The sequence below is a fragment of the Enterobacter sp. C4G1 genome, from assembly GCF_052886895.1.
Genome location: NZ_JBQVVV010000001.1, coordinates 1,241,247 through 1,264,858, shown reverse-complemented (window position 1 = coordinate 1,264,858; position 23,612 = coordinate 1,241,247). Strand labels below are relative to the sequence as shown.

The 23,612-nt window shown below is 54.0% G+C and carries 22 protein-coding genes; 10 read left to right on the top strand and 12 right to left on the bottom strand.

Features of this window, described 5'->3' with window-relative positions:
• Positions 1 to 30: 30 nt before the first annotated feature.
• On the top strand, positions 31 to 996 hold the full coding sequence (locus tag ACT9TW_RS06075; protein ID WP_446491893.1) for a LysR family transcriptional regulator: 966 nt from the start codon (positions 31 to 33) through the stop codon (positions 994 to 996).
• Here ACT9TW_RS06075 and aldB read toward each other — a convergent pair.
• The 7 genes from aldB to ACT9TW_RS06040 form a co-directional block, all read right to left on the bottom strand.
• Positions 993 to 2,531 (bottom strand): aldehyde dehydrogenase AldB, encoded by a 1,539-nt coding sequence (gene aldB / locus ACT9TW_RS06070; protein WP_446491892.1) that lies wholly within the window; start codon positions 2,529 to 2,531, stop codon positions 993 to 995. The two genes, ACT9TW_RS06075 and aldB, sit on opposite strands and share 4 nt — an antisense overlap.
• Before the next feature lie 85 nt (positions 2,532 to 2,616).
• Complete coding sequence (yiaY, locus tag ACT9TW_RS06065; RefSeq protein WP_446491891.1) at positions 2,617 to 3,768, bottom strand: L-threonine dehydrogenase; 1,152 nt, start codon at positions 3,766 to 3,768, stop codon at positions 2,617 to 2,619.
• Between the two features lie 150 nt (positions 3,769 to 3,918).
• Positions 3,919 to 5,790, bottom strand: a complete 1,872-nt coding sequence (gene selB, locus ACT9TW_RS06060; protein WP_446491890.1) for a selenocysteine-specific translation elongation factor — start codon at positions 5,788 to 5,790, stop codon at positions 3,919 to 3,921.
• Positions 5,787 to 7,172, bottom strand: coding sequence for an L-seryl-tRNA(Sec) selenium transferase (gene selA / locus ACT9TW_RS06055; protein WP_446491889.1), 1,386 nt, complete (start codon positions 7,170 to 7,172; stop codon positions 5,787 to 5,789). Before selA ends, selB begins: the two co-directional genes overlap by 4 nt.
• Before the next feature lie 103 nt (positions 7,173 to 7,275).
• A complete protein-coding gene (locus tag ACT9TW_RS06050) occupies positions 7,276 to 7,884 on the bottom strand; it encodes a glutathione S-transferase (protein WP_446491888.1) in 609 nt (202 codons plus the stop codon).
• Between the two features lie 90 nt (positions 7,885 to 7,974).
• A complete protein-coding gene (locus tag ACT9TW_RS06045) occupies positions 7,975 to 9,111 on the bottom strand; it encodes an HlyD family secretion protein (RefSeq protein WP_446491887.1) in 1,137 nt (378 codons plus the stop codon).
• A gap of 2 nt (positions 9,112 to 9,113) precedes the next feature.
• On the bottom strand, positions 9,114 to 9,470 hold the full coding sequence (locus ACT9TW_RS06040) for a DUF3302 domain-containing protein (protein ID WP_446491886.1): 357 nt from the start codon (positions 9,468 to 9,470) through the stop codon (positions 9,114 to 9,116).
• A 658-nt stretch (positions 9,471 to 10,128) separates the two neighbouring features.
• On the opposite strand from ACT9TW_RS06040, the gene ACT9TW_RS06035 reads away from it, so the two are divergent.
• From ACT9TW_RS06035 to trmL, 8 genes are all read left to right on the top strand, one after another.
• The gene (locus ACT9TW_RS06035; RefSeq protein ID WP_446491885.1) at positions 10,129 to 12,036 is read left to right on the top strand and encodes a PTS mannitol transporter subunit IICBA; all 1,908 of its coding nucleotides are present in this window, start codon (positions 10,129 to 10,131) and stop codon (positions 12,034 to 12,036) included.
• Positions 12,037 to 12,145: 109 nt separating this feature from the next.
• The gene (gene mtlD, locus ACT9TW_RS06030) at positions 12,146 to 13,294 is read left to right on the top strand and encodes a mannitol-1-phosphate 5-dehydrogenase (RefSeq protein WP_315687506.1); all 1,149 of its coding nucleotides are present in this window, start codon (positions 12,146 to 12,148) and stop codon (positions 13,292 to 13,294) included.
• The gene (mtlR, locus tag ACT9TW_RS06025; RefSeq protein ID WP_182063191.1) at positions 13,291 to 13,881 is read left to right on the top strand and encodes a mannitol operon repressor MtlR; all 591 of its coding nucleotides are present in this window, start codon (positions 13,291 to 13,293) and stop codon (positions 13,879 to 13,881) included. Before mtlD ends, mtlR begins: the two co-directional genes overlap by 4 nt.
• Before the next feature lie 58 nt (positions 13,882 to 13,939).
• On the top strand, positions 13,940 to 14,302 hold the full coding sequence (locus tag ACT9TW_RS06020) for a YibL family ribosome-associated protein (protein WP_182063190.1): 363 nt from the start codon (positions 13,940 to 13,942) through the stop codon (positions 14,300 to 14,302).
• A 269-nt stretch (positions 14,303 to 14,571) separates the two neighbouring features.
• Positions 14,572 to 16,227, top strand: coding sequence for an L-lactate permease (gene lldP / locus ACT9TW_RS06015; protein ID WP_446491884.1), 1,656 nt, complete (start codon positions 14,572 to 14,574; stop codon positions 16,225 to 16,227).
• On the top strand, positions 16,224 to 16,997 hold the full coding sequence (lldR, locus tag ACT9TW_RS06010; RefSeq protein WP_182063188.1) for a transcriptional regulator LldR: 774 nt from the start codon (positions 16,224 to 16,226) through the stop codon (positions 16,995 to 16,997). Before lldP ends, lldR begins: the two co-directional genes overlap by 4 nt.
• Positions 16,994 to 18,181 (top strand): FMN-dependent L-lactate dehydrogenase LldD, encoded by a 1,188-nt coding sequence (gene lldD / locus ACT9TW_RS06005; protein WP_446491883.1) that lies wholly within the window; start codon positions 16,994 to 16,996, stop codon positions 18,179 to 18,181. Before lldR ends, lldD begins: the two co-directional genes overlap by 4 nt.
• A 38-nt stretch (positions 18,182 to 18,219) precedes the next feature.
• Complete coding sequence (trmL, locus tag ACT9TW_RS06000; protein WP_006808633.1) at positions 18,220 to 18,693, top strand: tRNA (uridine(34)/cytosine(34)/5-carboxymethylaminomethyluridine(34)-2'-O)-methyltransferase TrmL; 474 nt, start codon at positions 18,220 to 18,222, stop codon at positions 18,691 to 18,693.
• Here trmL and cysE read toward each other — a convergent pair.
• The 5 genes from cysE to ACT9TW_RS05975 all read right to left on the bottom strand — a co-directional run bounded on the left by cysE (position 18,690) and on the right by ACT9TW_RS05975 (position 21,800).
• Positions 18,690 to 19,511, bottom strand: coding sequence for a serine O-acetyltransferase (gene cysE, locus ACT9TW_RS05995; protein WP_008502718.1), 822 nt, complete (start codon positions 19,509 to 19,511; stop codon positions 18,690 to 18,692). The two genes, trmL and cysE, sit on opposite strands and share 4 nt — an antisense overlap.
• A 75-nt stretch (positions 19,512 to 19,586) precedes the next feature.
• Complete coding sequence (gpsA, locus tag ACT9TW_RS05990; protein WP_446491882.1) at positions 19,587 to 20,606, bottom strand: NAD(P)H-dependent glycerol-3-phosphate dehydrogenase; 1,020 nt, start codon at positions 20,604 to 20,606, stop codon at positions 19,587 to 19,589.
• Positions 20,606 to 21,073, bottom strand: coding sequence for a protein-export chaperone SecB (gene secB, locus ACT9TW_RS05985; RefSeq protein ID WP_014068374.1), 468 nt, complete (start codon positions 21,071 to 21,073; stop codon positions 20,606 to 20,608). The genes gpsA and secB overlap by 1 nt, the downstream gene beginning before the upstream one ends.
• A gap of 32 nt (positions 21,074 to 21,105) precedes the next feature.
• The gene (gene grxC / locus ACT9TW_RS05980) at positions 21,106 to 21,357 is read right to left on the bottom strand and encodes a glutaredoxin 3 (RefSeq protein ID WP_129324327.1); all 252 of its coding nucleotides are present in this window, start codon (positions 21,355 to 21,357) and stop codon (positions 21,106 to 21,108) included.
• Positions 21,358 to 21,368: 11 nt separating this feature from the next.
• Positions 21,369 to 21,800, bottom strand: a complete 432-nt coding sequence (locus ACT9TW_RS05975) for a rhodanese-like domain-containing protein (protein WP_182063184.1) — start codon at positions 21,798 to 21,800, stop codon at positions 21,369 to 21,371.
• 249 nt (positions 21,801 to 22,049) lie between these two features.
• On the opposite strand from ACT9TW_RS05975, the gene gpmM reads away from it, so the two are divergent.
• Positions 22,050 to 23,594: a 2,3-bisphosphoglycerate-independent phosphoglycerate mutase gene (gene gpmM / locus ACT9TW_RS05970; protein WP_446491881.1), complete on the top strand. Its 1,545-nt coding sequence runs from the start codon at positions 22,050 to 22,052 to the stop codon at positions 23,592 to 23,594.
• The last annotated feature ends 18 nt before the right edge of the window (positions 23,595 to 23,612 follow it).

The window sequence follows — 23,612 nt, the reverse complement described above, 5'->3', positions numbered from 1 at the left end:
TTATATATAAAATCATATAGATGGGTGCGCATGATGAGTAACCTGCAATTGAAGCCGCGTGAGTTGAAAATTATTTCTGTCATCGCCGCAACGCACAGCATTGGTGATGCTGCCGCCTTATTGGGTATGGCGCAGGCCAATGTGAGTAAATATTTATCTGATTTTGAAACCCGCGTTGGACTCAAAGTTTTTGAGCGCACCACACGCCAGCTGTCACTCACACAGTTCGGAGAGGCGTTGTTACCCTACGTTAATGCTTCACTGGATAAAAATAGCCAACTCATTAATTTTATTGCTGATTATAAGCATGAAAAACGGGGGAAGGTAACGATCTACGCCCCAACGGGCATCGTCACCTATCTGGCTCGCTATGTTATTCACAAGATTGAAGATCCCGGCGACATTCGTATTTCGCTAAAAACCTATAACCTTGATAGCAACGAATTTTCCGAGGGAGTCTCGTTCCCTGACGATTGCGATATTTTAATCACCTATGCCCAACCGAAAGATGAAGGTTTAGTCGCAAGCATATTAACAAAATATTCCGTTACGGCATTTGCTTCTAAAGAATATTTAAAACTCCACCCTATCAACGGCCCCGATGATTTAATCAATCACTCATGTATATTAATAGACTCGATGCTGGTTGACGATGCTAACATCTGGCGTTTCAGGGCTCACGGCAGTGAAGGTGCGCGCGACTATAAAGTAACCGGAAATTATATTTGTGATAATACCCAGACTGCGCTGGAACTTGCGAGAAATAATCTCGGCATTGTTTTTGCCCCGAAAGAGAGCCTGAGAAAAGAGCTCACTCATGGCATGTTAGTCCCCTGTTTTCCGCATCAGGAGGAGTGGTGGCTCGATCTCACCGCCATATTCCGCAAACGCGAGTACCAGCCCTGGCGCGTGCAATACGTCCTGGACGGCGTACTGAACTGCCTTCGCCAACAAATTGCTCAGGCCGCCACTGGGCGACCTGAGCTGGGTGATTAAAACAGCCCGAGCGGTTTATCAGAGTAGCTGACCAGCAGGCATTTCGTTTGCTGGTAATGTTCCAGCATCATCTTGTGCGTTTCGCGGCCAATCCCCGATTGTTTGTACCCGCCAAACGCCGCATGTGCCGGATAGGCGTGATAACAGTTTGTCCATACGCGGCCAGCCTGAATGCCACGCCCCATCTTATAGGCCAGATTGCCATTACGGCTCCAGACGCCCGCCCCTAAGCCATATTGCGTGTCGTTGGCGATTTCCAGCGCCTCCTCCATTGTTTTGAAGGTCGTCACCGCCAGCACAGGGCCAAAAATCTCTTCCTGGAAGACACGCATATTGTTCTTGCCGAACAGAATGGTGGGCTCAAGGTAATAGCCTTCATTCAGCTCGCCACCCAACACCTTACGTCGTCCACCGGTGAGGACATCCGCTCCCTCTTTCTTACCGATATCAATGTAGTTGAGGATGGTTTCCAGCTGCCCATGCGACACCTGCGCGCCCATCTGGGTGACACTATCCAGCGGGTTACCGCTGCGAATAGACTCCACACGGCGGATCGCTCGCTCCATAAAGCGTTCGTAAATGGATTCCTGAACCAGCGCCCGGCTCGGGCAGGTGCACACTTCCCCCTGGTTGAAGGCAAACAGCGCGAAGCCTTCCAGCGCTTTGTCGAAGAAGGCATCTTCTTCATCCATCACATCGGCAAAGAAAATATTCGGGGACTTACCGCCCAGCTCCAGCGTTACCGGGATAATGTTCTGGGTCGCGTATTGCATGATTTGTTGACCCACTTCCGTCGACCCGGTAAAGGCTACTTTGGCGATACGTTTTGACGTCGCCAGATATTCACCAATTTCGCCCCCGGCGCCATTCACCACGTTGATCACCCCCGGTGGCAACAGATCGCCAATCACTTCCATCAGCAGCAGCACCGACAGCGGGGTTAAGCGCGCAGGTTTGAGCACAACGCAGTTGCCTGCCGCCAGTGCCGGAGCCATCTTCCAGCTGGCCATCAGCAGCGGGAAGTTCCACGGAATAATTTGCCCGACCACCCCCAGCGGCTCGTGGAAATGGTAAGCGACCGTTTCGCTATCCACCTCGCTTATTCCCCCCTCCTGCGCACGGATACAGGACGCAAAATAGCGGAAATGGTCAATGGCCAGCGGGACGTCCGCCGCCATGGTTTCACGAATAGGTTTACCGTTGTCCCAGGTTTCCGCCGTTGCCAGCAGCTCCAGGTTTTGTTCCATTCGATCGGCTATTTTGAACAAAATGGCGGCTCTGTCCTGCACAGAGGTATGCCCCCATTTGTCTTTCACCTTGTGTGCCGCATCCAGCGCCAGATCGATATCTCTTTTCCCGGAACTGGCGATTTCACACAGCGGCTGGCCAGTAACTGGTGTCAGATTCGTATAGTACTCACCGTCGGCGGGCGCAACCCAGTCGCCGCCAATAAAGTTGTCATAACGGGGCTTTAACTTGAGGGGGAAACCATACTCGCCAGGCTGAATACGCGATGAGGGAGGATTGTTTGTCATGACCGTCTCCTTGCTGTTGGTGTACAACAAGGGTAGTTCTGGCTGGCGATTTTCTCGCCAGTCAGTGTTGGGTTTACGACAGGGGTCACATCGCGGCGCGGTAAATCGCCATGATCTCTTCGTGGGTTGCCTGAACAGGGTTCGTTACCCCACAGGCATCTTTCAGGGCATTAGTTGCCAGCACCGGAATATCCTCCTCTTTGACGTTTAGCTCACGCAGACCCGCCGGGATCTTCACCTGACGCGCCAGGGCGCGAATTTCCACGATACAGGCCTGCGCGCCCTGGTTGTCGGTCATTTTGCTGACATCCACGCCCATTGCGTTGGCGCAGTCCCGCAGGCGGGCAGCCGCAACCTGCGAGTTAAAGACCTGAACGTGTGGCAATAACACCGCATTGCAGACGCCGTGCGGCAGATCGTAGAAGCCACCAAGCTGATGCGCCATCGCATGTACATAACCCAGCGAGGCATTGTTAAAGGCCATTCCAGCAAGGAACTGCGCGTAGGCCATCGCCTCACGCGCCGCCGTATTGCCGCCATCTTCAACGGCATGAACAAGGTTTTCGGCGATCATGGTGATCGCTTTCAACGCGCAGGCATCTGTGATGGGGGTTGCGGCAACGGAAACATAAGCTTCAATCGCGTGGGTCAGGGCATCCATACCTGTCGCCGCCGTCAGTGGGGCAGGCATTCCCGCCATCAGCGATGAGTCGTTAACAGAAAGCACCGGGGTAACGTGTTTATCGACAATCGCCATTTTAATATGGCGCGCCTCATCGGTAATAATACAAAAACGCGTCATTTCAGAGGCCGTACCCGCCGTGGTATTAATGGCCACCATCGGCAATTGCGGTTTTGCAGAACGATCCACGCCTTCATAATCGCGAATATCACCGCCATTAGCGGCCACCAGCGCAATACCTTTTGCACAGTCGTGCGGCGAGCCACCACCGAGAGAAATAACGCAGTCGCAGTTATTTTCCTTTAATACTTTAAGACCAGCGGCCACATTTCCCGTGGTGGGATTAGGGTGTGTCCCGTCATAAATTACGCTGGCAATATTTCGTTCTTTCAGCGCGTTCTGAATATCCGCCGCCATACCCAGTTTGCTGAGCATGGCATCAGTCACAATCAACGCGCGACGCCAGCCGTAGTCGCGCATGGTATCCATTGCGCTACCCAATGATTCAGAACCAATAATATTCACAGAAGGAATATAAAATACGGATGCAGCCATGATATTTCCTCGAAGAGATAAAAAGTATCGGCAGCATACGGAAAAGATTATTTGAAAAACATGATCAATAACCTGTTTTGCGTGCACATTCGCAGGTTTAATAAATTTAAACCTGCGAATGTGTTAATTAATATATATATCTATTTCAATCTATTCTATTTCTGTATTAATTCCTGGTTTTGTTTCAGGAAATAATAATGAATCACGTAATAAATGATCGTTACCACGACGACGGGTAAAACCAATGCGGTTGAAATATTCCAGGATCTGAATGGCCAGCTTGCGCCCCACGTTCAGCCGATCGCGGAAATCAGCCGCACAGGTTGAACCTCGCTCCTGATCCAGTTCGCGGATCAGATTCGCGAACGCCACAATGCGATCGTTACGGTAATAACGATCTTTCACGATCGCCACAATCAGCCCCTGCTGAGCCGCATGGCGCAATACCTGGCGCATCAGTGTTTCATCGGTATTAGTGTGATGGGCTAAATCGCGCACCCACCATGGTTCATCTGCAAACAGTGGGGCAACTTTCTGCCACGCCGCCTGCTGTTCGGCCGTAAAGCCCGCTTTATGATCCGGCAGATGCAGCCAGCCATGATGACTGTTGATCACTCCGCTTTCACGCATTTTTTCAATCAGTAACAGCACCAGCGCGTCGTCTTCCATTGGCAACGCCATGCGCCGTAAACGCTCGCGGCCCGGGCCGGGTTCGTCCTGATGCTGTTCATGATACGTGGCGAGCGTGCTCAGCACCTTACGTTGCCAGCGCGCCGCAATCGGCGCATTTAACAAGCTGTTTCCGGCCTGAATAAAGCCCGGCTCTTGCGTCAGCTGACGCAGCCCCTCGCCGCTAAGCTGGCGAGCCCAGGCAAAATCTGCCAGATTTACGGCGCCACGGTCAAGATGCACGGCCAGCGCGTCAGCATCCCCTTTTGCTTGCGCCAGTGTTGCAAGCCATTGCAGATATTCTGGCTTACGTTTCCCACGGCGTGGCGGATTCAGTGTTACCACGCGCGCCCCGGCAAGCGTGGTTTTAGCAGAAATGTCCCGTAGCACCAGCCTGTCGTTATCCGCCAGCCACAACGGAGTATCAAACACCAGTTCAGCCAGGTCGTTTTCCAGTAGTGATACGCGCCCGGTCACGTGGCTGGCCGCATGGTGGATATGCAGCGGTTGCCACTGAGTCAGCGGTGAATGCGTCTGAAGCGCGACAATGACGCGTTCCGACGGTGCCGGCGGCGCATCAGAGAGCAGCCAGCCACCACGTTTCAGCTGTTCTTTTTCGGCATCACCCGCGATATTCAGTGCGATGCGTTGCCCGGCATGAGCATGTTCAACCGGTTGATTTTGCGCGTGAAGAGCACGCACACGCATTGGCTTGTTAACGCCTGTCAGCCATAAGGTATCACCCACGCTGACTTCACCGCTCAGCGCAGTTCCCGTCACCACCAGACCCGCGCCTTTCACGGTGAATGCACGGTCGAGCGCCAGACGAAAACGGTGATGGCTGGCCTGCTCGCGGGATGCGAGGTGTTGCAGGTGGTCACGCAGAGCATCAATCCCGCGCCCCTGAGTGGCGATCGTCACAAATAGCGAGGCATCGGCAAAACCGTATTCACGCAGGGTGGCCTGCACTTCTTCGCGCACAGCATCGACGCGTGCATCATCAACGCGGTCGGCTTTCGTCAGCGCAACCGTCAGTTGCGGGTTTCCGGTCAATTGCAGGATCGCCAGGTGTTCGCGCGTTTGTGCCATCACGCCGTCATCGCACGCCACCACCAGCAGCGCATGGTCAATACCACCCACGCCCGCCAGCATGTTGGAAAGAAACTTTTCATGGCCAGGCACATCAATAAAGCCCAGCACTCGGCCATCGGGTTGCGGCCAGTAGGCATAACCCAAATCGATGGTCATCCCACGTTTTTTCTCTTCAGGCAGACGATCGGCATTTACGCCCGTAATGGCCTGCAATAAGGTGGTTTTGCCGTGGTCAACGTGACCGGCGGTGGCAATAATCATTTCGACATCATCTCCAGAAACCGCTCTTCATCTTCAAGACAGCGTAGATCCAGCCACATTCGGCCATCATAAATACGTCCAATTATCGGCACAGGTAAGGCGCGTAACCGTGCAGAAAGCGCCTCAAGCTGGCTGCCTCTCCCGTCGCGTGGGGTGAATGTGAGCGCTGCGCTGGGCAACCTGTCTACCGGTAGCGAACCACTGCCAATCTGGGACTGACAGGATTCTACACGCACGTCAAAATCGGTGTAATGCTGCGCAACGTGTGCCAGCAGCAGCTCTCCCTGAGCACGAATCGAAGCAGCATCTCGCGTCAGCATCCGCAGGGTCGGCAGGCGTTCGGCCAGCTTCTCCGGGTGGAGGTAGAGCCGCAGCGTTGCTTCCAGCGCCGAGAGCGTCATTTTATCCGCGCGCAGCGCCCGTTTCAGCGGATGTTGCTGTAAAAGGGCAATCAGTTCGCGCTGACCAACAATAATCCCCGCCTGCGGCCCGCCCAGCAATTTGTCGCCGGAAAAACTCACCAGGTTGACGCCCGCGGCGATCATCTCCTGCGGCATCGGCTCTTTTGGCAGGCCGTACTGGCTCAAATCCACCAGCGAACCGCTGCCGAGATCCGCCACCACCGGCACGTTTAGCTCGCGCCCAATCTCCGCAAGTTCGGCTTCTTCAACTGTGTGGGTAAAGCCTTCGATATGGTAGTTGCTGGTATGCACTTTCATCAGCAACGCTGTGTTTTCATTCACTGCCGCACGATAGTCCTTCGCGTGGGTACGGTTGGTGGTGCCCACTTCATGCAATGTACACCCGGCCTGACGCATCACATCCGGGATGCGGAACGCACCGCCAATCTCGACCAGTTCACCGCGCGATACGACCACCTCTTTACCGTTTGCTATCGCCGCCAGCATCAGTAGCACTGCCGCCGCGTTGTTATTCACAATACAGGCATCTTCCGCGCCGGTGAGCTGGCAAAGTAAGTCCGCGAGCGCTCTGTCCCGATGCCCACGCCCGGCGCCGTCGAGATCATACTCCAGCGTGACGGGCGAACGCATGGCCTGCGCCACCGCACTGACGGCCTCTTCAGCCTGCTGGGCGCGCCCCAGATTGGTATGCAAAACCGTCCCCGTCAGATTAATGACCGGTCGCAACGTGTTTTGTGTATTCGCTGCCAGTCGCTGCTCAACCTCCTGCCCCCAGTGTGCAGCCCAGTCCGGCAACGCATTTTCGGCCAGAATGTGTTCCCGGGCCTCTTCCTGTAACGTGCGCAGCATATCTACCGTTGCGCGATGGCCGAACGTTTCCAGCACGACCAGGAAGTGGGGATCACGAAGCAGACGATCGGTTGCGGGGATGTGGCTGTAGAGAGAGCGTTGAGTAGTCATGAAAGCGCCTGGCAATGGATTATCATCCCCCCTCCCGACGGGAGAGGGAGTCGATGTGAAGAGGGATTGTACAACCTCCCGAACCGAAGTGTTATAACCCGAATCAAGCCTTAGGCGGTTCAGTCTGGGCAAAACTCTCGCGCTGGAAGAGTGTTTCGGCAAGCTTAACCAGCAACGGGCGCTCCACACACCAGCCCGGAGAAACCCGGCGAAAATTGAGATAACCGATGGCGCAGGCAATGGCTATCGTCGCCAGGTTCAGGCTGTCACTCTGGATGATGCCATCCCGGATTAACTGCTCGCACATATCCAGGCTACGGCTGATTTTTTCGCGCTGACGCACCAGCTCCGTTTCCGATTGCTGCGCGGCGGGTCTTGCCTGCTCGCGCACGGAAGCCAGTGCCGCGTCCATAATGCCATCAGCCAGGGCTTCAATCTGTTTCACCGCCAGTGCCGCTTTAGCATCGGCCGGGAGCATGGCCGGTGCGACGCCCAGCAGTTCGATGTATTGCGCAATAATAGGGGAATCAAACCAGCATTCGCCATCATCGGTTACCAGCGCCGGGACTTTCCCTAGTGGGTTGAACCGGGCAACGCCATTTTCGGCGTTGTAGGGCTGTTCATTGACGAATTCAAATTCAATCCCTTTCTCCAGCAGGAGAACCGAGATTTTACGCACGAAGGGACTGGTATAGCTGCCGATAAGTTTCATTGCCTGATCCTGAATGCCCACAAAGAGGTCAGTATGGATCAAGCAATGAAAAAAGGCAGGTATGCGTATCGCATTCCTGCCCCGGAAGGATTAATGATCGAGGTAGAGGTAGTGCATCCAACTGGTCATACGCAACAGCACTTTACGCATGACGGAAACGTGCGAGAAGTGGTCGGAATAGACCGCAACCTGAGCATAAATACCGTCTGGCAGCGCATCGATATCAGCATTCGGATCCAGCAGGATGCTGGCAATAACACCATCCGTTCCTGGTGTCACGGTCAGTGCCTGCACCGCACCCTGTGCCTGGTAAGTCCCCCCAGGTACGACTGGCTGAATGCCAAGCAGCTTGCCTGAAAACACCTGGCCCGGCAGTGCATTAAACACAACTTCTGCTTCATCACCCGGTTTCAGACGCAGTAACGAGTTCTGACGGAATTGAGCAACAATCATGCGTTTCTGTTCCGGAATAAACACCATCACCGGACGCAGAGGCAGCGCCGCAGCATAGGTCCCCGGGCGAATTAACACCTGTGTGGCATAACCATTACTCGGTGCGCGAACAATGGTCTGCTCAAGGTTGTATCTGGCTTCAGCAAGCTGGGCGCGCAGAGAGGCCACCTGAGATTGCTCACCGTTAACCATGCTGTCTAACTGACTCTGGATCTGCGTCTGCTCGGCCACGGAGCCTTTTACCAGCGCATCCTGTGCCAGATAGTTCTGGCGTGCGTTGTCGATATCGCTTTCAGAGAACGGGTTAACCTTCGCCTGGCTACCTTTCAGGTAACGCTGATAATCTTTATACAGACGGTCGCGTTCGGCGGACACACGGGTGGTATTGGCTACCGCTTCCGAAAGCTGTGCTTTCAGATTATCGATATTATGCGTGGCGGTCACCAGATCAGCTTGCAGTCTGTCGACGCGTGCCTGATAGCGGGTGGGGTCAAGTTTAAATAACACTTCGCCTTTTTTAATAAGCTGGTTACCTTTATCTGTAACCTCACTAACCACACCTGTAACCTGCGGCGTAATGGGAATCGAAATAACCGCTTTTTGCGCCGTAAAAGTATACGGGTGGTTATAGTTCATTAATAAGATGAGTCCCGCAACAATAAACACTCCACCTAATGTCGCGGTAGCGAGTGTCCACTGGTTTACCGGAATACGAAATATTTTAAAGATTGCCCAGGCAAACGCCACATAGGTCAAAATAATCAACAGATCCATGATCAGTGCTCCGACGTATTCTTATCTGCTGGCACTTGAGCAGCAGCCAGTTTTTGTTCTAGTTCGGCCACACGTTTGGACAGAGCATCCATGCCGGGGACCTCATCAGGCTTTGTGATATGATTCTGCATACCCCAGCCACGCTCCTCCTGATACAGCGTTGCCCAAATCCACAAAAACGGCCAAATGGCATGGAGAGTAAACAGGCTTATCCACCCGGCTGTATGGATTGCATCAGCATGGGGGTGGTTGCGTTTTTTAGCCATATTATAAGGAATATCATGAATGGCGATGACCCCGTAAAACAGAACCAGGAACACGAAAATTAAGACACCCAGCGCAAAGTAGTTGAGAAACATATTTCCCTCACTCAGACAACGAGAACTCATTAAATAAACAAAATAATAAGCACCCAAATTAATTCAATTTAAGCGCAATAATGTGCACTTATTTTTCAGAGCCGCAGAGTATGGTTTTTTATTATATCTCCATGCAAGTTTATAAGCGTGTCAAAATATATCCTGAATAATAATAGACTTATCCTTACATATGAGAGTACTCCAGGTTTTCACTTTTCGCCATAACACACTCACACATGTGTAGTTTTTGCTTTTGATGCTGTTTGATTACATCCTGGCTGTGAACTGCAAAACAGAGTTTGTCGTTGATCACATCCAGAGAAATCTGCATGAAAATTTTTTGTGAATTCAGTCACGTTATAGAAACAAACAGGCGACCACCAAATGTGATATGAGTCACAAAATACCGTGGTTTTTACGCCATTTACCCGCGTTGACTTTTTTTTGCACATCACTTTTGTGATGCAGATCACCTCATTAAATACCACACCCCCTACATTTACGTGACTCAGATCACACAAAATTTCACCGTCTGGACAGTTGAACGATTCAGTGCCAGATTTCACAGCATGAACAGGGCCCGGCTACCTCTACCGCCGTACATTAACGATAAACCTCGGGCCGCAAGCCTAAGCGTAAACATAAGAAGGGGTGTTTTATGTCATCCGATTTCAAGATCAAAGTACAAAGCTTTGGTCGTTTCCTCAGCAACATGGTGATGCCAAACATCGGCGCGTTTATCGCGTGGGGTATCATCACTGCATTGTTCATTCCGACAGGGTGGTTGCCTAACGAAACGCTGGCGAAACTTGTTGGCCCAATGATTACTTACCTGCTGCCGCTGCTCATCGGTTTTACCGGTGGTCGTCTGGTGGGCGGTGACCGTGGTGGTGTGGTTGGTGCCATTACCACAATGGGTGTGATTGTCGGTGCGGATATGCCGATGTTCCTGGGTGCGATGATTGCCGGTCCTCTGGGCGGCTGGGCAATTAAGCACTTTGATAACTGGGTTGACGGTAAGATTCGTTCCGGCTTTGAAATGCTGGTGAACAACTTCTCTGCTGGCATCATCGGTATGATCCTGGCGATTCTGGCGTTCCTCGGCATTGGCCCGGCTGTTGAAGTGCTGTCCAAAATTCTGGCAGCAGGCGTTAACTTCATGGTTGCGCACGACATGCTGCCGCTGGCGTCTATCTTTGTAGAACCAGCGAAAATCCTGTTCCTTAACAACGCCATCAACCACGGTATCTTCTCACCGCTGGGTATTCAGCAGTCTCATGAACTTGGCAAGTCCATCTTCTTCCTGATTGAAGCGAACCCAGGCCCAGGTATGGGTGTTCTGCTGGCATACATCTTCTTTGGTCGCGGCAGTGCAAAACAGTCTGCGGGCGGTGCAGCTATCATTCACTTCCTGGGTGGTATCCACGAAATTTACTTCCCGTACGTGCTGATGAACCCACGTCTGATCCTGGCCGTTATCCTCGGCGGTATGACTGGCGTGTTCACTCTGAGCGTGCTGGGCGGTGGTCTGGTTTCTCCTGCCTCTCCGGGCTCTATCCTGGCCGTGCTGGCGATGACGCCAAAAGGTGCTTACTTCGCTAACATCGCCGCTATCTGTGCGGCAATGGCGGTCTCCTTCGTTGTCTCTTCTATCCTGCTGAAAACCAGCAAAGTGAAAGAAGAAGACGATATCGAAGCAGCAACTCGTCGTATGCACGACATGAAAGCGGAATCCAAAGGCGCTACGCCGCTGACCGCAGGTGATGTGTCTAACGACCTGAGCCACGTACGTAAAATCATCGTTGCCTGCGACGCCGGTATGGGCTCCAGCGCAATGGGTGCAGGCGTGCTGCGTAAGAAAGTACAGGATGCAGGTCTGAGCAATATCTCTGTGACCAACAGCGCGATTAACAGCCTGCCACCGGATGTTGACCTGGTTATCACGCACCGCGATCTGACCGAACGTGCTATGCGTCAGGTTCCACAGGCACAGCACATTTCGCTGACCAACTTCCTCGACAGCGGCCTGTACACCAACCTGACTGAGCGTCTGGTTGCGGCGCAACGCCACGAAGACAACGAAGTGAAAGTTCGCGATAGCCTGAAAGACAGTTTCGATGCGAACGACAGCCACCTGTTCAAACTGGGTGCGGAAAACATCTTCCTGGGTCGTACTGCGACCCACAAAGAAGAAGCGATTCGCTTTGCGGGTGAGCAACTGGTGAAAGGCGGTTACGTTCAGCCTGAGTATGTTGACGCAATGCTGGAACGTGAAAAACTGACCCCAACCTACCTGGGTGAATCCATCGCGGTTCCGCACGGTACGGTTGAAGCGAAAGACCGCGTGCTGAAAACCGGTGTTGTGTTCTGTCAGTATCCACAGGGTGTTCGCTTCGGTGAAGAAGAAGACGACATTGCCCGTCTGGTGATTGGTATCGCCGCTCGCAACAACGAGCACATTCAGGTGATTACCAGCCTGACCAACGCCCTGGATGACGAATCGGTCATCGAGCGTCTGGCCAGCACCACCAGCGTGGAAGAAGTACTGGCGCTGCTGAATAAGTAATATCGTTCTATTCCCTCTCCCCACTGGGGAGAGGGCTAGGGTGAGGGGAAAGTTATGCGGTTCCTCACCCCAGCCCTCTCGGGTAAAAACATTAATGAAGGTTAACACTATGAAAGCATTACATTTTGGCGCAGGTAATATTGGTCGTGGCTTTATCGGCAAATTGCTGGCAGACGCGGGCATTACGCTGACATTCGCCGATGTGAACCAGGTGGTACTAGACGCCCTGAATGCCCGTCATAGCTATCAGGTTCACGTAGTGGGAGAAAACGAGCAAGTCGAAACCGTTTCTGGCGTGAATGCGGTAAGCAGCATCGGTGATGACGTGGTTGATCTGATCGCAAGCGTTGACCTGGTGACCACGGCGGTCGGCCCGGTTGTGCTTGAGCGTATCGCCCCTGCGGTGGCAAAAGGCCTGGCAAAACGTAAAGCGCAGGGCATTGATACCCCGCTGAACATCATCGCCTGTGAAAACATGGTACGTGGCACCACCCAGCTGAAAGGTCACGTCCTGGCTGCCGTCGCCGACGAAGATAAAGCCTGGGTTGAAGCACACGTCGGCTTTGTCGATTCCGCCGTCGACCGTATCGTTCCGCCGTCTGAATCCGCCACCAACGACCCGCTGGAAGTGACCGTTGAAACCTTCAGCGAATGGATTGTCGATAAAACACAGTTTAAAGGCGCGCTGCCAACCATCCCGGGGATGGAATTAACTGATAACCTGATGGCATTTGTCGAACGTAAACTCTTCACGCTGAACACCGGTCATGCTATAACCGCGTACCTCGGAAAATTGGCCGGTCATCAGACCATCCGTGACGCGATTCTCGATGAGAAAATCCGCGCTGTGGTAAAAGGTGCAATGGAAGAGAGCGGCGCGGTGCTGATCAAACGCTACGGTTTTGATGCTGAAAAACATGCAGCATACATCCAGAAAATCCTCGGTCGTTTTGAAAATCCGTATTTGAAAGATGACGTTGAGCGCGTTGGCCGTCAGCCACTGCGCAAGCTGAGCGCGGGCGACCGTCTGATTAAGCCACTGCTGGGCACGCTGGAATACGGTCTGCCGCACGCCAACCTGGTGAAAGGGATTGCCGCTGCCATGCATTACCGCAGCGAGCAAGATCCACAGGCGCTTGAGCTGGCGAAATTGATTGGCGATGAAGGCCCGCAAGCTGCGCTGGCGCAGGTTTCAGGCCTGGATGCCAACAGCAACGTGGTTGTGGAGGCGATTAACGCTTATAACGCAACCAAATGATGCAGAATGCGGCGCAGGTTATCCTGCGCCCAGATAACAGATTGTCAGATATGCAGGCAATAATGGAACAAACCCAGGCCTTTGAAAATCGTGTGCTTGAGCGTCTGAATGCTGGCAAAACCGTACGAAGCTTCCTGATTGCCGCCGTCGAGCTATTGACCGAGGCGGTGAATATCCTGGTGCTTCAGGTGTTTCGCAAAGACGACTACGCGGTAAAATATGCTGTAGAACCGTTACTGGACGGAGACGGACCGCTGGGCGATTTATCCGTGCGCCTGAAGCTGATTTACGGTCTTGGCGTGCTCAGCAGGCCAGAGTATGAAGACGCTGAGCTGTTGATGGCGCTGCGTGAAGAGCTCAATCATGACGGTAACGAGTACACCTTCACCGATGATGAAATTCTGGGACCCTTCGGTGAGTTGCACTGCGTCACCGCGTTGCCTCCGGCACCTCATTTTGATAACAGTGATCCTGAGCTGTATGCTATGCAAAAGCTTCGTTATCAACAGGTTGTCCGTTCTACAATGGTGCTTTCCCTGACTGAGCTGATTTCCCGAATCAGCTTAAAAAAAGCGTTTCAGAAGTAAGCCTGCGCACATTGGTGTATCCTTCCCTGTAAATCCCCCGTTTTTAGAGTCATTTGTGATGAAAGAAGTCGAAAAGAACGAAATTAAACGCCTTAGCGATCGTCTGGATCTGATCCGCCACCAGCAGGCCGATCTCTCTTTGGTTGATGCCGCTGAGAAATACGCTGAGCTGGAAAAAGAGATCGCCACGCTGGAAACCGAAATCGAACGTCTGCGTGAAGTCAAAGGCCAGAAGCTGAGTAAAGAAGCGCAAAAGCTGATGGACATGCCGCACCGTCGCGCGATCACCAAAAAAGAACAGGCCGATATGGGCAAGCTGAAGAAAAGCGTGCGTGGCCTGGTCGTCGTACACCCGATGACTGAACTCGGCCGCGAAATGGGCCTGAAAGAGATGACGGGTTTTTGTAAGACCGCGTTCTGATTTCATGCCGGGTGGCGCTGCGCTTACCCGGCCTACTTCCCTCTCCAGCCATAATTGGCCCAACCAATTAATCAAACATCCCTTCCCTGGTTCACAATTCCATAATCTTTACTCACAAAACCATTGCTCATCGATAACATCTGATTAACCATTCATTGTCATTCACCCTACATCACACTATTGGCAGGACCACTTTTACATAGATTGTGACGCAGAGATGAGCGGAGACTCACCCGCATTGCTAGCTGTGTGGTCCTCAGGAGACCTGCATGAGCCTCTGGCAACAAAACTACGATCCGGCCGGGAATATCTGGCTTTCAAGCCTGATCGCATCGCTACCGATTCTGTTCTTCTTCTTTGCGCTGATTAAGCTCAAGCTGAAGGGTTACCTCGCCGCGACGTATACCGTTGCCATCGCCCTGATGGTGGCGCTGCTTTTCTACAAAATGCCGGTCGATCATGCGCTGGCCTCTGTGGTGTACGGCTTCTTCTACGGACTGTGGCCGATAGCGTGGATCATTATTGCCGCGGTCTTTGTCTATAAAATCTCGGTGAAAACCGGGCAGTTCGACATTATTCGCTCGTCAATCCTCTCCATCACCCCGGACCAGCGCTTGCAGATGCTGATTGTCGGTTTCTCCTTCGGCGCATTCCTTGAAGGGGCAGCCGGTTTTGGCGCACCTGTTGCGATCACGGCTGCACTGCTGGTTGGTCTTGGTTTTAATCCACTTTATGCCGCGGGCCTGTGCCTGATCGTTAACACTGCGCCGGTGGCGTTTGGCGCGATGGGTATCCCGATTCTGGTTGCCGGGCAAGTCACCGGGCTGGACAGCTTCGAAATCGGCCAGATGGTTGGCCGCCAGCTGCCGTTCCTGACCATCATCGTGCTGTTCTGGATCATGGCGATTATGGACGGCTGGCGCGGCGTGAAAGAAACCTGGCCTGCGGTAATGGTGGCAGGTGGTTCATTCGCCATTGCTCAGTTCCTCAGCTCAAACCTCCTCGGCCCGGAACTGCCGGACATTATCTCTTCCCTGGTTTCGCTGGTTTGTCTGACGCTGTTCCTCAAACGCTGGCAGCCGGTACGCATCTTCCGCTTTGCGGATATGGGTGCCTCGCAGGTTGATCAAACACTGGCGCGCACCGGATATACTGCGGGTCAGGTCATTCGCGCGTGGTCGCCGTTCCTGTTCCTGACGGCAACCGTCACACTGTGGAGCGTGCCGCCGTTTAAAGCATTGTTTGCCCCAGGCGGTGCGCTGTACGACATGGTGATTAACATCTCCGTACCGTTCCTCGACAAAATGGTCGCCCGGATGCCGCCGGTTGTTCACGCCGCAACACCCTATGCTGCGGTATACAAGTTCGACTGGTTCTCCGCGACCGGCACAGCCATCCTGTTTGCGGCTATCCTTTCTGTCGTGTGGCTGCGTATGAAGCCATCCGCAGCTATACAGACCTTTGCAACCACCATTAAAGAGCTGGCGCTGCCGATTTACTCCATTGGTATGGTGCTGGCATTCGCGTTCATCTCGAACTATTCCGGCCTGTCATCCACGCTGGCGCTGGCTCTGGCGCATACCAGCCACGCCTTCACCTTCTTCTCGCCGTTCCTTGGCTGGCTGGGGGTATTCCTGACAGGTTCAGATACGTCGTCTAACGCCCTCTTCGCCGCGCTTCAGGCAACTGCCGCGCAGCAAATCGGCGTCTCGGACGTGCTGCTGGTCGCAGCGAATACAACGGGCGGCGTCACCGGCAAGATGATCTCCCCGCAATCCATCGCTATTGCCTGTGCTGCGGTGGGCCTGGTGGGCAAAGAGTCGGATCTGTTCCGCTTTACCGTCAAACACAGCCTGATATTTACCTGCATGGTCGGTGTGATAACCACCCTTCAGGCCTATGTCTTAACCTGGATGATTCCATGATAGTGATGCCCAGACGCCTGTCCGACGAGATTGCTTCTCGCGTGCGGGCGCTGATTGAAGAACAACAGCTTGAAGCGGGCATGAAATTGCCCGCCGAGCGCCAGCTTGCCGCCCAGCTTGGGGTATCGCGTAATTCACTGCGCGAAGCGCTGGCGACGCTGGTTAATGACGGCGTGCTACTGAGCCGTCGTGGCGGCGGCACCTTTGTACGCTGGCAGCACGATGACTGGTCTGAGCAAAACATTGTTCAGCCCCTCAAAACGCTGATGGCAAACGACCCTGACTACAGCTTTGACATCCTCGAAGCCCGACACGCCATCGAAACCAGCACCGCCTGGCATGCGGCAATGCGGGCCACAGAAGCCGATAAAGAGAAACTGCGGGCCTGTTTTGAGGCAACTCAAAGCAGCGACCCCGATATCGCTTCGCAGGCTGATGTCCGTTTTCATCTGGCGATTGCCGAGGCTTCACATAACGTGGTGCTGCTCCAGACCATGCGCGGTTTCTTCGACCTGCTGCAATCTTCCGTCAAGCAGAGCCGCCAGCGCATGTATCTGGTACCGCCAGTGTTTGCTCAACTGACCGAGCAGCACGAGGCGGTGCTTAACGCCATTCTGGCCGGTGATGCCGATGCCGCGCGAAAAGCGATGATGGCGCATCTGGGCTTTGTGCACACCACCATTAAACAATTCGATGAAGATCAGGCCCGACAGGCGCGCATTACCCGTCTGCCTGGCGACAACGATATTTCCAGGGAGAACAAAGCATGATTATTTCAGCAGCCAGTGACTATCGCGCCGCGGCGCAACGCATTTTACCGCCATTCCTGTTCCACTATATCGACGGCGGAGCGTATGCAGAGCACACACTGCGTCGTAACGTGGCAGATCTGTCAGAAGTGGCCCTGCGCCAGCGCGTGCTGAAAAATATGTCTGACCTGAGCCTTGAGACGAAGCTGTTTAATGAAACGCTCTCAATGCCTGTTGCGCTCGCCCCTGTCGGCCTGTGCGGCATGTACGCCCGTCGCGGCGAAGTACAGGCGGCCGCAGCGGCAGATGCTAAAGGCATCCCGTTTACGCTGTCCACCGTGTCCGTCTGCCCGATTGAAGAAGTCGCCCCAACCATTAAACGCCCGATGTGGTTCCAGCTGTATGTCCTGCGCGATCGCGGGTTTATGCGTAATGCGCTGGAGCGTGCCAAAGCCGCAGGCTGCTCGACGCTGGTCTTTACCGTCGATATGCCAACACCGGGTGCGCGCTACCGCGATGCCCATTCCGGCATGAGCGGCCCGAATGCCGCCCTGCGCCGCTACTGGCAGGCTGTCACTCACCCGCAGTGGGCGTGGGACGTTGGTCTGAACGGTCGTCCGCATGATCTGGGCAATATCTCGACTTATCTCGGTAAACCCACCGGTCTGGAAGATTACATCGGCTGGCTGGCGAACAACTTCGATCCGTCAATTTCCTGGAAAGATCTGGAGTGGATCCGTGAATTCTGGGACGGCCCGATGGTGATCAAAGGCATTCTCGATCCGGAAGATGCGCGCGACGCCGTGCGTTTTGGTGCCGACGGCATTGTGGTGTCTAACCACGGTGGGCGCCAGCTCGACGGGGTGCTCTCTTCTGCCCGCGCACTGCCTGCCATTGCCGATGCAGTAAAAGGCGATATCGCTATTCTGGCCGACAGCGGTATTCGCAGCGGGCTGGACGTGGTGCGCATGATTGCACTGGGTGCAGACAGCGTGCTGCTGGGTCGTGCCTACCTGTATGCACTGGCTACCCACGGTCAGGCGGGCGTGGCGAATCTGCTGAACCTGGTCGAGAAAGAGATGAAAGTGGCGATGACGCTGACTGGTGCGAAATCGATTAGCGAAATCAGCCAGGATTCTCTGGTGCAGGAACTGAGTAAACTGCCTACGGCACTGGCACCGCTGTCGCAGGGGAATGCGGCCTAGTTCTGTGCTATTCTGCCCCCGCTATTCAAGGGGGCAACATGCTTAATATCGTTTTATTCGAACCAGAAATCCCACCCAATACCGGCAACATCATCCGCCTGTGCGCCAACACCGGTTTTCGCCTGCATATCATTGAACCAATGGGCTTCACGTGGGACGACAAACGCCTGCGCCGTGCAGGGCTGGATTATCATGAATTTACTGCCGTGGTTCGCCATCACGACTATGCCGCGTTTCTGGAGGCAGAAAAGCCGCAGCGCATGTTTGCCCTGACCACCAAAGGAACGCCTGCACACAGTGCAGTGAGCTATCAGGACGGGGATTATCTGATGTTTGGCCCGGAAACCCGTGGCCTGCCCGCAACCATTCTGGACGCCCTGCCCGCTGAACAAAAAATCCGTATTCCAATGATGCCGGACAGCCGCAGCATGAACCTGTCTAATGCGGTGTCGGTGGTGGTGTATGAAGCCTGGCGCCAGCTGGGTTACCCTGGCGCCATTCTCAGAAGTTAAATGCCGTCTCCATACTCAAACGTATGGTGAATACCGTTGAAGTGCTGATCCATATCCATTGACGGTTTATCGCTGTCTGGCTTGCCGACGATACGCGCCGGTACGCCAGCTGCAGTGGTGTGCGGCGGAACGGGCTGCAACACAACCGAACCCGCACCAATCTTCGCCCCACGCCCGACTTCGATATTACCGAGGATCTTCGCACCCGCGCCAATCATCACCCCTTCGCGAATTTTCGGGTGGCGATCGCCGCTGGTTTTGCCCGTACCACCCAACGTGACCGATTGCAGAATCGACACATCATCTTCAATGACCGCGGTTTCACCCACGACAATGCCCGTGGCATGGTCAAGCATGATCCCACGGCCAATTTTCGCGGCCGGGTGGATGTCCACCTGGAAGGTGACCGACACCTGGTTTTGCAGGAAGATGGCCAGCGCACGGCGGCCTTCGTTCCACAGCCAGTGACCAATGCGGTAAGCCTGAAGCGCATGGAAGCCTTTCAGGTACAGCAGTGGCGTGGAGTATTTATCAACAGCCGGGTCACGCGTGCGCACAGCCTGGATATCACAGGCGGCAGAGGCGATCATTTCCGGGTCTGCGGCGTAGGCCTCTTCCACCACTTCGCGAATGGCGATGGCAGGCATAATTGAGGAGGCCAGTTTGTTGGCGAGCATATAGCTCAGGGCGCTGCCGAGGTTTTCGTGCTTGAGTAGCGTCGCGTGGTAGAAGCTGGCCAGCATAGGCTCGCAGTCGGCCAAAGCCCGGGCTTCGGCTTTAATATTATTCCAGACGATATCCAGTTCTTCACACGGCATTGCATACTCCAGACGTAATAGTACGATCGGCCAGTCTTTGCTGGCCGATCGTTGAGTGACGACAGTTCCCTGCGATTAGTTGCTGCTACGCTCGTCCTTGCGCGCACGACCTAATAAGGTCAATGCTGCCTCGCGCGCATTTTTTCCGCAATACAATACCTGATAAATTTCCTCGGTTATTGGCATTTCGACACCAAAACGGTGTGCCAGCTCGCGGACTTCTTTGGTATTGCGATAGCCTTCAACCACCTGGCCAATCTTCTCCTGCGCGCCTTTCACATCGCTGCCCTGTCCAAGCATCATGCCAAAGCGGCGGTTACGCGACTGGTTGTCGGTACAGGTCAGTACCAGATCACCCAGGCCCGCCATTCCCATAAAGGTGGCAGGATCAGCGCCCAGCGCCGCGCCTAGACGGGACATTTCGGTTAACCCGCGGGTGATAAGCGCCGTGCGCGCATTCGCGCCGAAACCAATGCCGTCTGACATACCTGCGCCGATAGCAATCACGTTCTTCACCGCACCACCCAGCTGCACGCCGATAAAATCGGGGTTGCTGTAGACACGGAAGCTCTTGCCGCAGTGCAGCAAATGCTGAAGATCGTCAGAGAAGGTCGCATCGGTCGAAGCCAGAGAGATTGCCGTTGGCAGACCTGCGGCCAGCTCTTTCGCGAACGTCGGCCCGGAAATCACAGCCAGAGGAATGTCATCACCCAGCGCTTCGCGGGCAACATCCTGGAGCAGGCGTCCGGTTTCAGCTTCCAGCCCCTTCGTCGCCCACACAATACGTGCATCTGCGCGCATCAGCGGCTTAATCTGACGCAGCACTTCGCCAAAGACATGGCTTGGCACCACAATCAGAATATTGCGGCTGGCCGCGAGTGCAGTCGCGAGATCGCTTTCGAGGCGCAGGGAATCAGGAAACGGAACGTCCGGGAGGAACGCCACATTGCAGCGGTCGTGTTGCAACGTCGCGATATGTTTTGGATCGTGGCCCCACAGAACCACATCGTGACCATTTCTTGCCAGCGTGATAGCAAGAGCGGTGCCGTAAGAGCCGGCACCGATCACAGTCATTGACGCATTAACAGTGCTCATCAGGCATCCTGATGTTGTTCAGCACCTTCGCCAGCCTGCTGTTGCAGATAATTCATGAACAGCGCATCAAAGTTAACTGGCGCAAGGTTCAGTTGCGGGAATGTACCGCGAGAAACCAGGCTGGTGATGCATTCACGAGCATACGGGAACAGGATGTTCGGGCAGTATGCACCCAGGCAATGCGCCATCTGGTTACCTTCGATACCGCCGACGGAGAAGATACCACCCTGCTGTACTTCGCACAGGAATGCAGTTTCTTCGCCCAGAGAAGCGGTTACGGTTACGCGCAGCACAACTTCATACACATCATCCGCCAGTTGGGTGGATGCGGTATCAAGATCAAGTTTAACCTCTGGCTGCCAATCTTTCTGGAAAACGTGTGGCGCATTTGGCGCTTCGAAAGAGACATCCTTGGTGTAGATGCGCTGGATCTGGAAAGTCATTTCGGTGTTGTTTTGTTCTGACATGGAAAAACCCTTTTTAATTGTCCTAAAGTCTCTTAGCGCAGCAGGGAATCGAGTCCACCACGTGCGTCGAGCGCATACAAGTCATCACAGCCGCCAATGTGCTGCGCATCAATAAAAATCTGCGGAACCGTCGTACGGCCACTACGTTGAATCATCTCTTCGCGTTTTGTCGCGTCACCATCAATAGGCAGTTCCTGGAAGGTGACGCCTTTGCTGTTCAGCAGCGCTTTCGCACGGTGGCAGAACGGGCAGGTTGCTTTGGTGTAGATCTCGATATTGGCCATGACGGGGCTCCTTATTTACCGCGAACCAGAGGAAGGTTTTCCCCGCTCCAGCCGGAAATGCCTTCTTTCAGCACAGATACGTTTTCAAAACCGGCTTTGTGCAGTGCGCTCGCAGATTCCTGCGCCTGCATCCCGGTACCGTCTACAACGATAATAGGCTGGGCTTTATGCTTATCCAGCTCGCCAACGTTGTTCGCTTTAATTTCAGCAGGCAGCAGGTTAACAGAACCTGCAATGTGGCCTTTACGGAAATCATCGCGCTGGCGCAGGTCGACGACGACGGCATCTTCTTTATTGATAAGACGCGTCGCTTCACCACGGGTAATAACCCGAATTTTGGACGTCAGGCCCTTAAAGGTAGTGAACAGCACTGCGGCCAGTAGACCAATCCACGCGATGCTCAGTACCGGGTGGCGGCTAACAAATTGCATAATTTCTTGCATGGGGGGTAACAACTCCCGTCAAAAGTGATTAAAAAAACCAGGACAGGAGTATACCTGTGCGTTGTGGCAAATACAGCCAGCGACAATAAGCTAATCCATTTTCTGCGGGATGCCACGAAAAAAAAGCCTTAAAATGACCTGGGAAGCGCCTTGCCCCTACGCATTCTTTGATCTTCTGCGGCTATTTGATCGATTCAGCTGTAGTAAAATTACGCAAATTTTTTGTCTCTTGAGCATGAGGTTGTCGCAATGTCGGTTTCTAAAAAACCTATGGTACTGGTGATTCTGGATGGTTATGGCTACCGTGAAGATCAGCAGGATAACGCCATTTTCAACGCCAAAACCCCAGTCATGGATGCACTGTGGGCAAAACGTCCCCATACCCTGATTGATGCATCTGGCCTGGAAGTGGGTCTGCCGGATCGCCAGATGGGCAACTCCGAAGTCGGTCACGTTAACCTGGGCGCGGGTCGTATCGTGTATCAGGACCTGACCCGTCTGGACGTTGAAATTAAGGAACGTACTTTCTTCTCTAACCCAACGCTGTCTGGCGCGGTTGATAAAGCCGTTGCCGCGGGCAAGGCTGTACACATCATGGGGCTGCTCTCTGCGGGCGGCGTTCATAGCCATGAAGATCACATCATGGCTATGGTTGAGCTGGCAGCAGAACGCGGTGCTGAGAAAATCTATCTGCACGCTTTCCTTGATGGACGCGATACGCCACCACGCAGCGCTGAAGGTTCCCTGAAAGCCTTCGAAGACAAATTTGCCGCACTGGGTAAAGGCCGTGTGGCATCCATCATCGGTCGTTACTACGCAATGGACCGCGACAACCGTTGGGATCGCGTTGAACAAGCTTATGACCTGATGACCCTGGCAAAAGGCGAGTTCCAGTTTGCGACTGCCGTAGAAGGTCTGGAAGCAGCTTACGCCCGCGATGAAAACGACGAATTCGTGAAAGCGACGGTTATCCGCGCTGAAGGCCAGGCCGATGCAGCGATGGAAGACGGCGATGCGTTGATTTTCATGAACTTCCGTGCTGACCGTGCGCGTGAAATCACCCGTGCATTCGTGAACAGCGATTTCGACGGCTTCGCCCGTAAGAAAGTGGTGAAACTTGATTTCATCCAGCTGACCGAATACGCCGCAGACATCAAAGCACCCTGCGCTTACCCACCGGCCTCACTGGCAAACACCCTCGGTGAGTGGATGGCGAAAAACGATAAAACGCAGCTGCGTATCTCTGAAACAGAGAAATACGCACACGTGACCTTCTTCTTTAACGGTGGTGTTGAAGAGCCGTTCAAAGGCGAAGACCGTATCCTGATCAACTCGCCGAAAGTTGCTACCTACGATCTGCAACCAGAAATGAGCTCTGCCGAGCTGACTGAAAAACTGGTCGCGGCTATCGAAAGCGGTAAGTACGACACCATCATCTGTAACTATCCGAATGGCGACATGGTTGGCCATACCGGCGTGATGGAAGCCGCAATCAAAGCCGTTGAAGCACTGGATCACTGCGTTGAGCAGGTTACAAAAGCGATTGAATCCGTGGGTGGCCAGATGCTGATCACCGCCGACCACGGTAACGCAGAACAGATGCGCGATCCATCTACCGGCCAGGCTCACACTGCCCACACCAACCTGCCTGTTCCGCTGATCTATGTCGGTGATAAACCACTGAAAGCGGTGGAAGGCGGCAAGCTTTCCGACATCGCGCCAACCATGTTGACGCTGATGGGTATGGAAATCCCTAAAGAGATGACTGGCAAGCCGCTGTTCATCGTGGAATAATCGCTCCCCATGAGGGGA

Coding starts and splice junctions, on each gene's coding strand:
- ACT9TW_RS06075 (WP_446491893.1), top strand. CDS start 31: ATGATGAGTAACCTGCAATTGAAGCCGCGTGAGTTGAAAATTATTTCT.
- aldB (WP_446491892.1), bottom strand. CDS start 2,531: ATGACAAACAATCCTCCCTCATCGCGTATTCAGCCTGGCGAGTATGGT.
- yiaY (WP_446491891.1), bottom strand. CDS start 3,768: ATGGCTGCATCCGTATTTTATATTCCTTCTGTGAATATTATTGGTTCT.
- selB (WP_446491890.1), bottom strand. CDS start 5,790: ATGATTATTGCCACCGCCGGTCACGTTGACCACGGCAAAACCACCTTA.
- selA (WP_446491889.1), bottom strand. CDS start 7,172: ATGACTACTCAACGCTCTCTCTACAGCCACATCCCCGCAACCGATCGT.
- ACT9TW_RS06050 (WP_446491888.1), bottom strand. CDS start 7,884: ATGAAACTTATCGGCAGCTATACCAGTCCCTTCGTGCGTAAAATCTCG.
- ACT9TW_RS06045 (WP_446491887.1), bottom strand. CDS start 9,111: ATGGATCTGTTGATTATTTTGACCTATGTGGCGTTTGCCTGGGCAATC.
- ACT9TW_RS06040 (WP_446491886.1), bottom strand. CDS start 9,470: ATGTTTCTCAACTACTTTGCGCTGGGTGTCTTAATTTTCGTGTTCCTG.
- ACT9TW_RS06035 (WP_446491885.1), top strand. CDS start 10,129: ATGTCATCCGATTTCAAGATCAAAGTACAAAGCTTTGGTCGTTTCCTC.
- mtlD (WP_315687506.1), top strand. CDS start 12,146: ATGAAAGCATTACATTTTGGCGCAGGTAATATTGGTCGTGGCTTTATC.
- mtlR (WP_182063191.1), top strand. CDS start 13,291: ATGATGCAGAATGCGGCGCAGGTTATCCTGCGCCCAGATAACAGATTG.
- ACT9TW_RS06020 (WP_182063190.1), top strand. CDS start 13,940: ATGAAAGAAGTCGAAAAGAACGAAATTAAACGCCTTAGCGATCGTCTG.
- lldP (WP_446491884.1), top strand. CDS start 14,572: ATGAGCCTCTGGCAACAAAACTACGATCCGGCCGGGAATATCTGGCTT.
- lldR (WP_182063188.1), top strand. CDS start 16,224: ATGATAGTGATGCCCAGACGCCTGTCCGACGAGATTGCTTCTCGCGTG.
- lldD (WP_446491883.1), top strand. CDS start 16,994: ATGATTATTTCAGCAGCCAGTGACTATCGCGCCGCGGCGCAACGCATT.
- trmL (WP_006808633.1), top strand. CDS start 18,220: ATGCTTAATATCGTTTTATTCGAACCAGAAATCCCACCCAATACCGGC.
- cysE (WP_008502718.1), bottom strand. CDS start 19,511: ATGCCGTGTGAAGAACTGGATATCGTCTGGAATAATATTAAAGCCGAA.
- gpsA (WP_446491882.1), bottom strand. CDS start 20,606: ATGAGCACTGTTAATGCGTCAATGACTGTGATCGGTGCCGGCTCTTAC.
- secB (WP_014068374.1), bottom strand. CDS start 21,073: ATGTCAGAACAAAACAACACCGAAATGACTTTCCAGATCCAGCGCATC.
- grxC (WP_129324327.1), bottom strand. CDS start 21,357: ATGGCCAATATCGAGATCTACACCAAAGCAACCTGCCCGTTCTGCCAC.
- ACT9TW_RS05975 (WP_182063184.1), bottom strand. CDS start 21,800: ATGCAAGAAATTATGCAATTTGTTAGCCGCCACCCGGTACTGAGCATC.
- gpmM (WP_446491881.1), top strand. CDS start 22,050: ATGTCGGTTTCTAAAAAACCTATGGTACTGGTGATTCTGGATGGTTAT.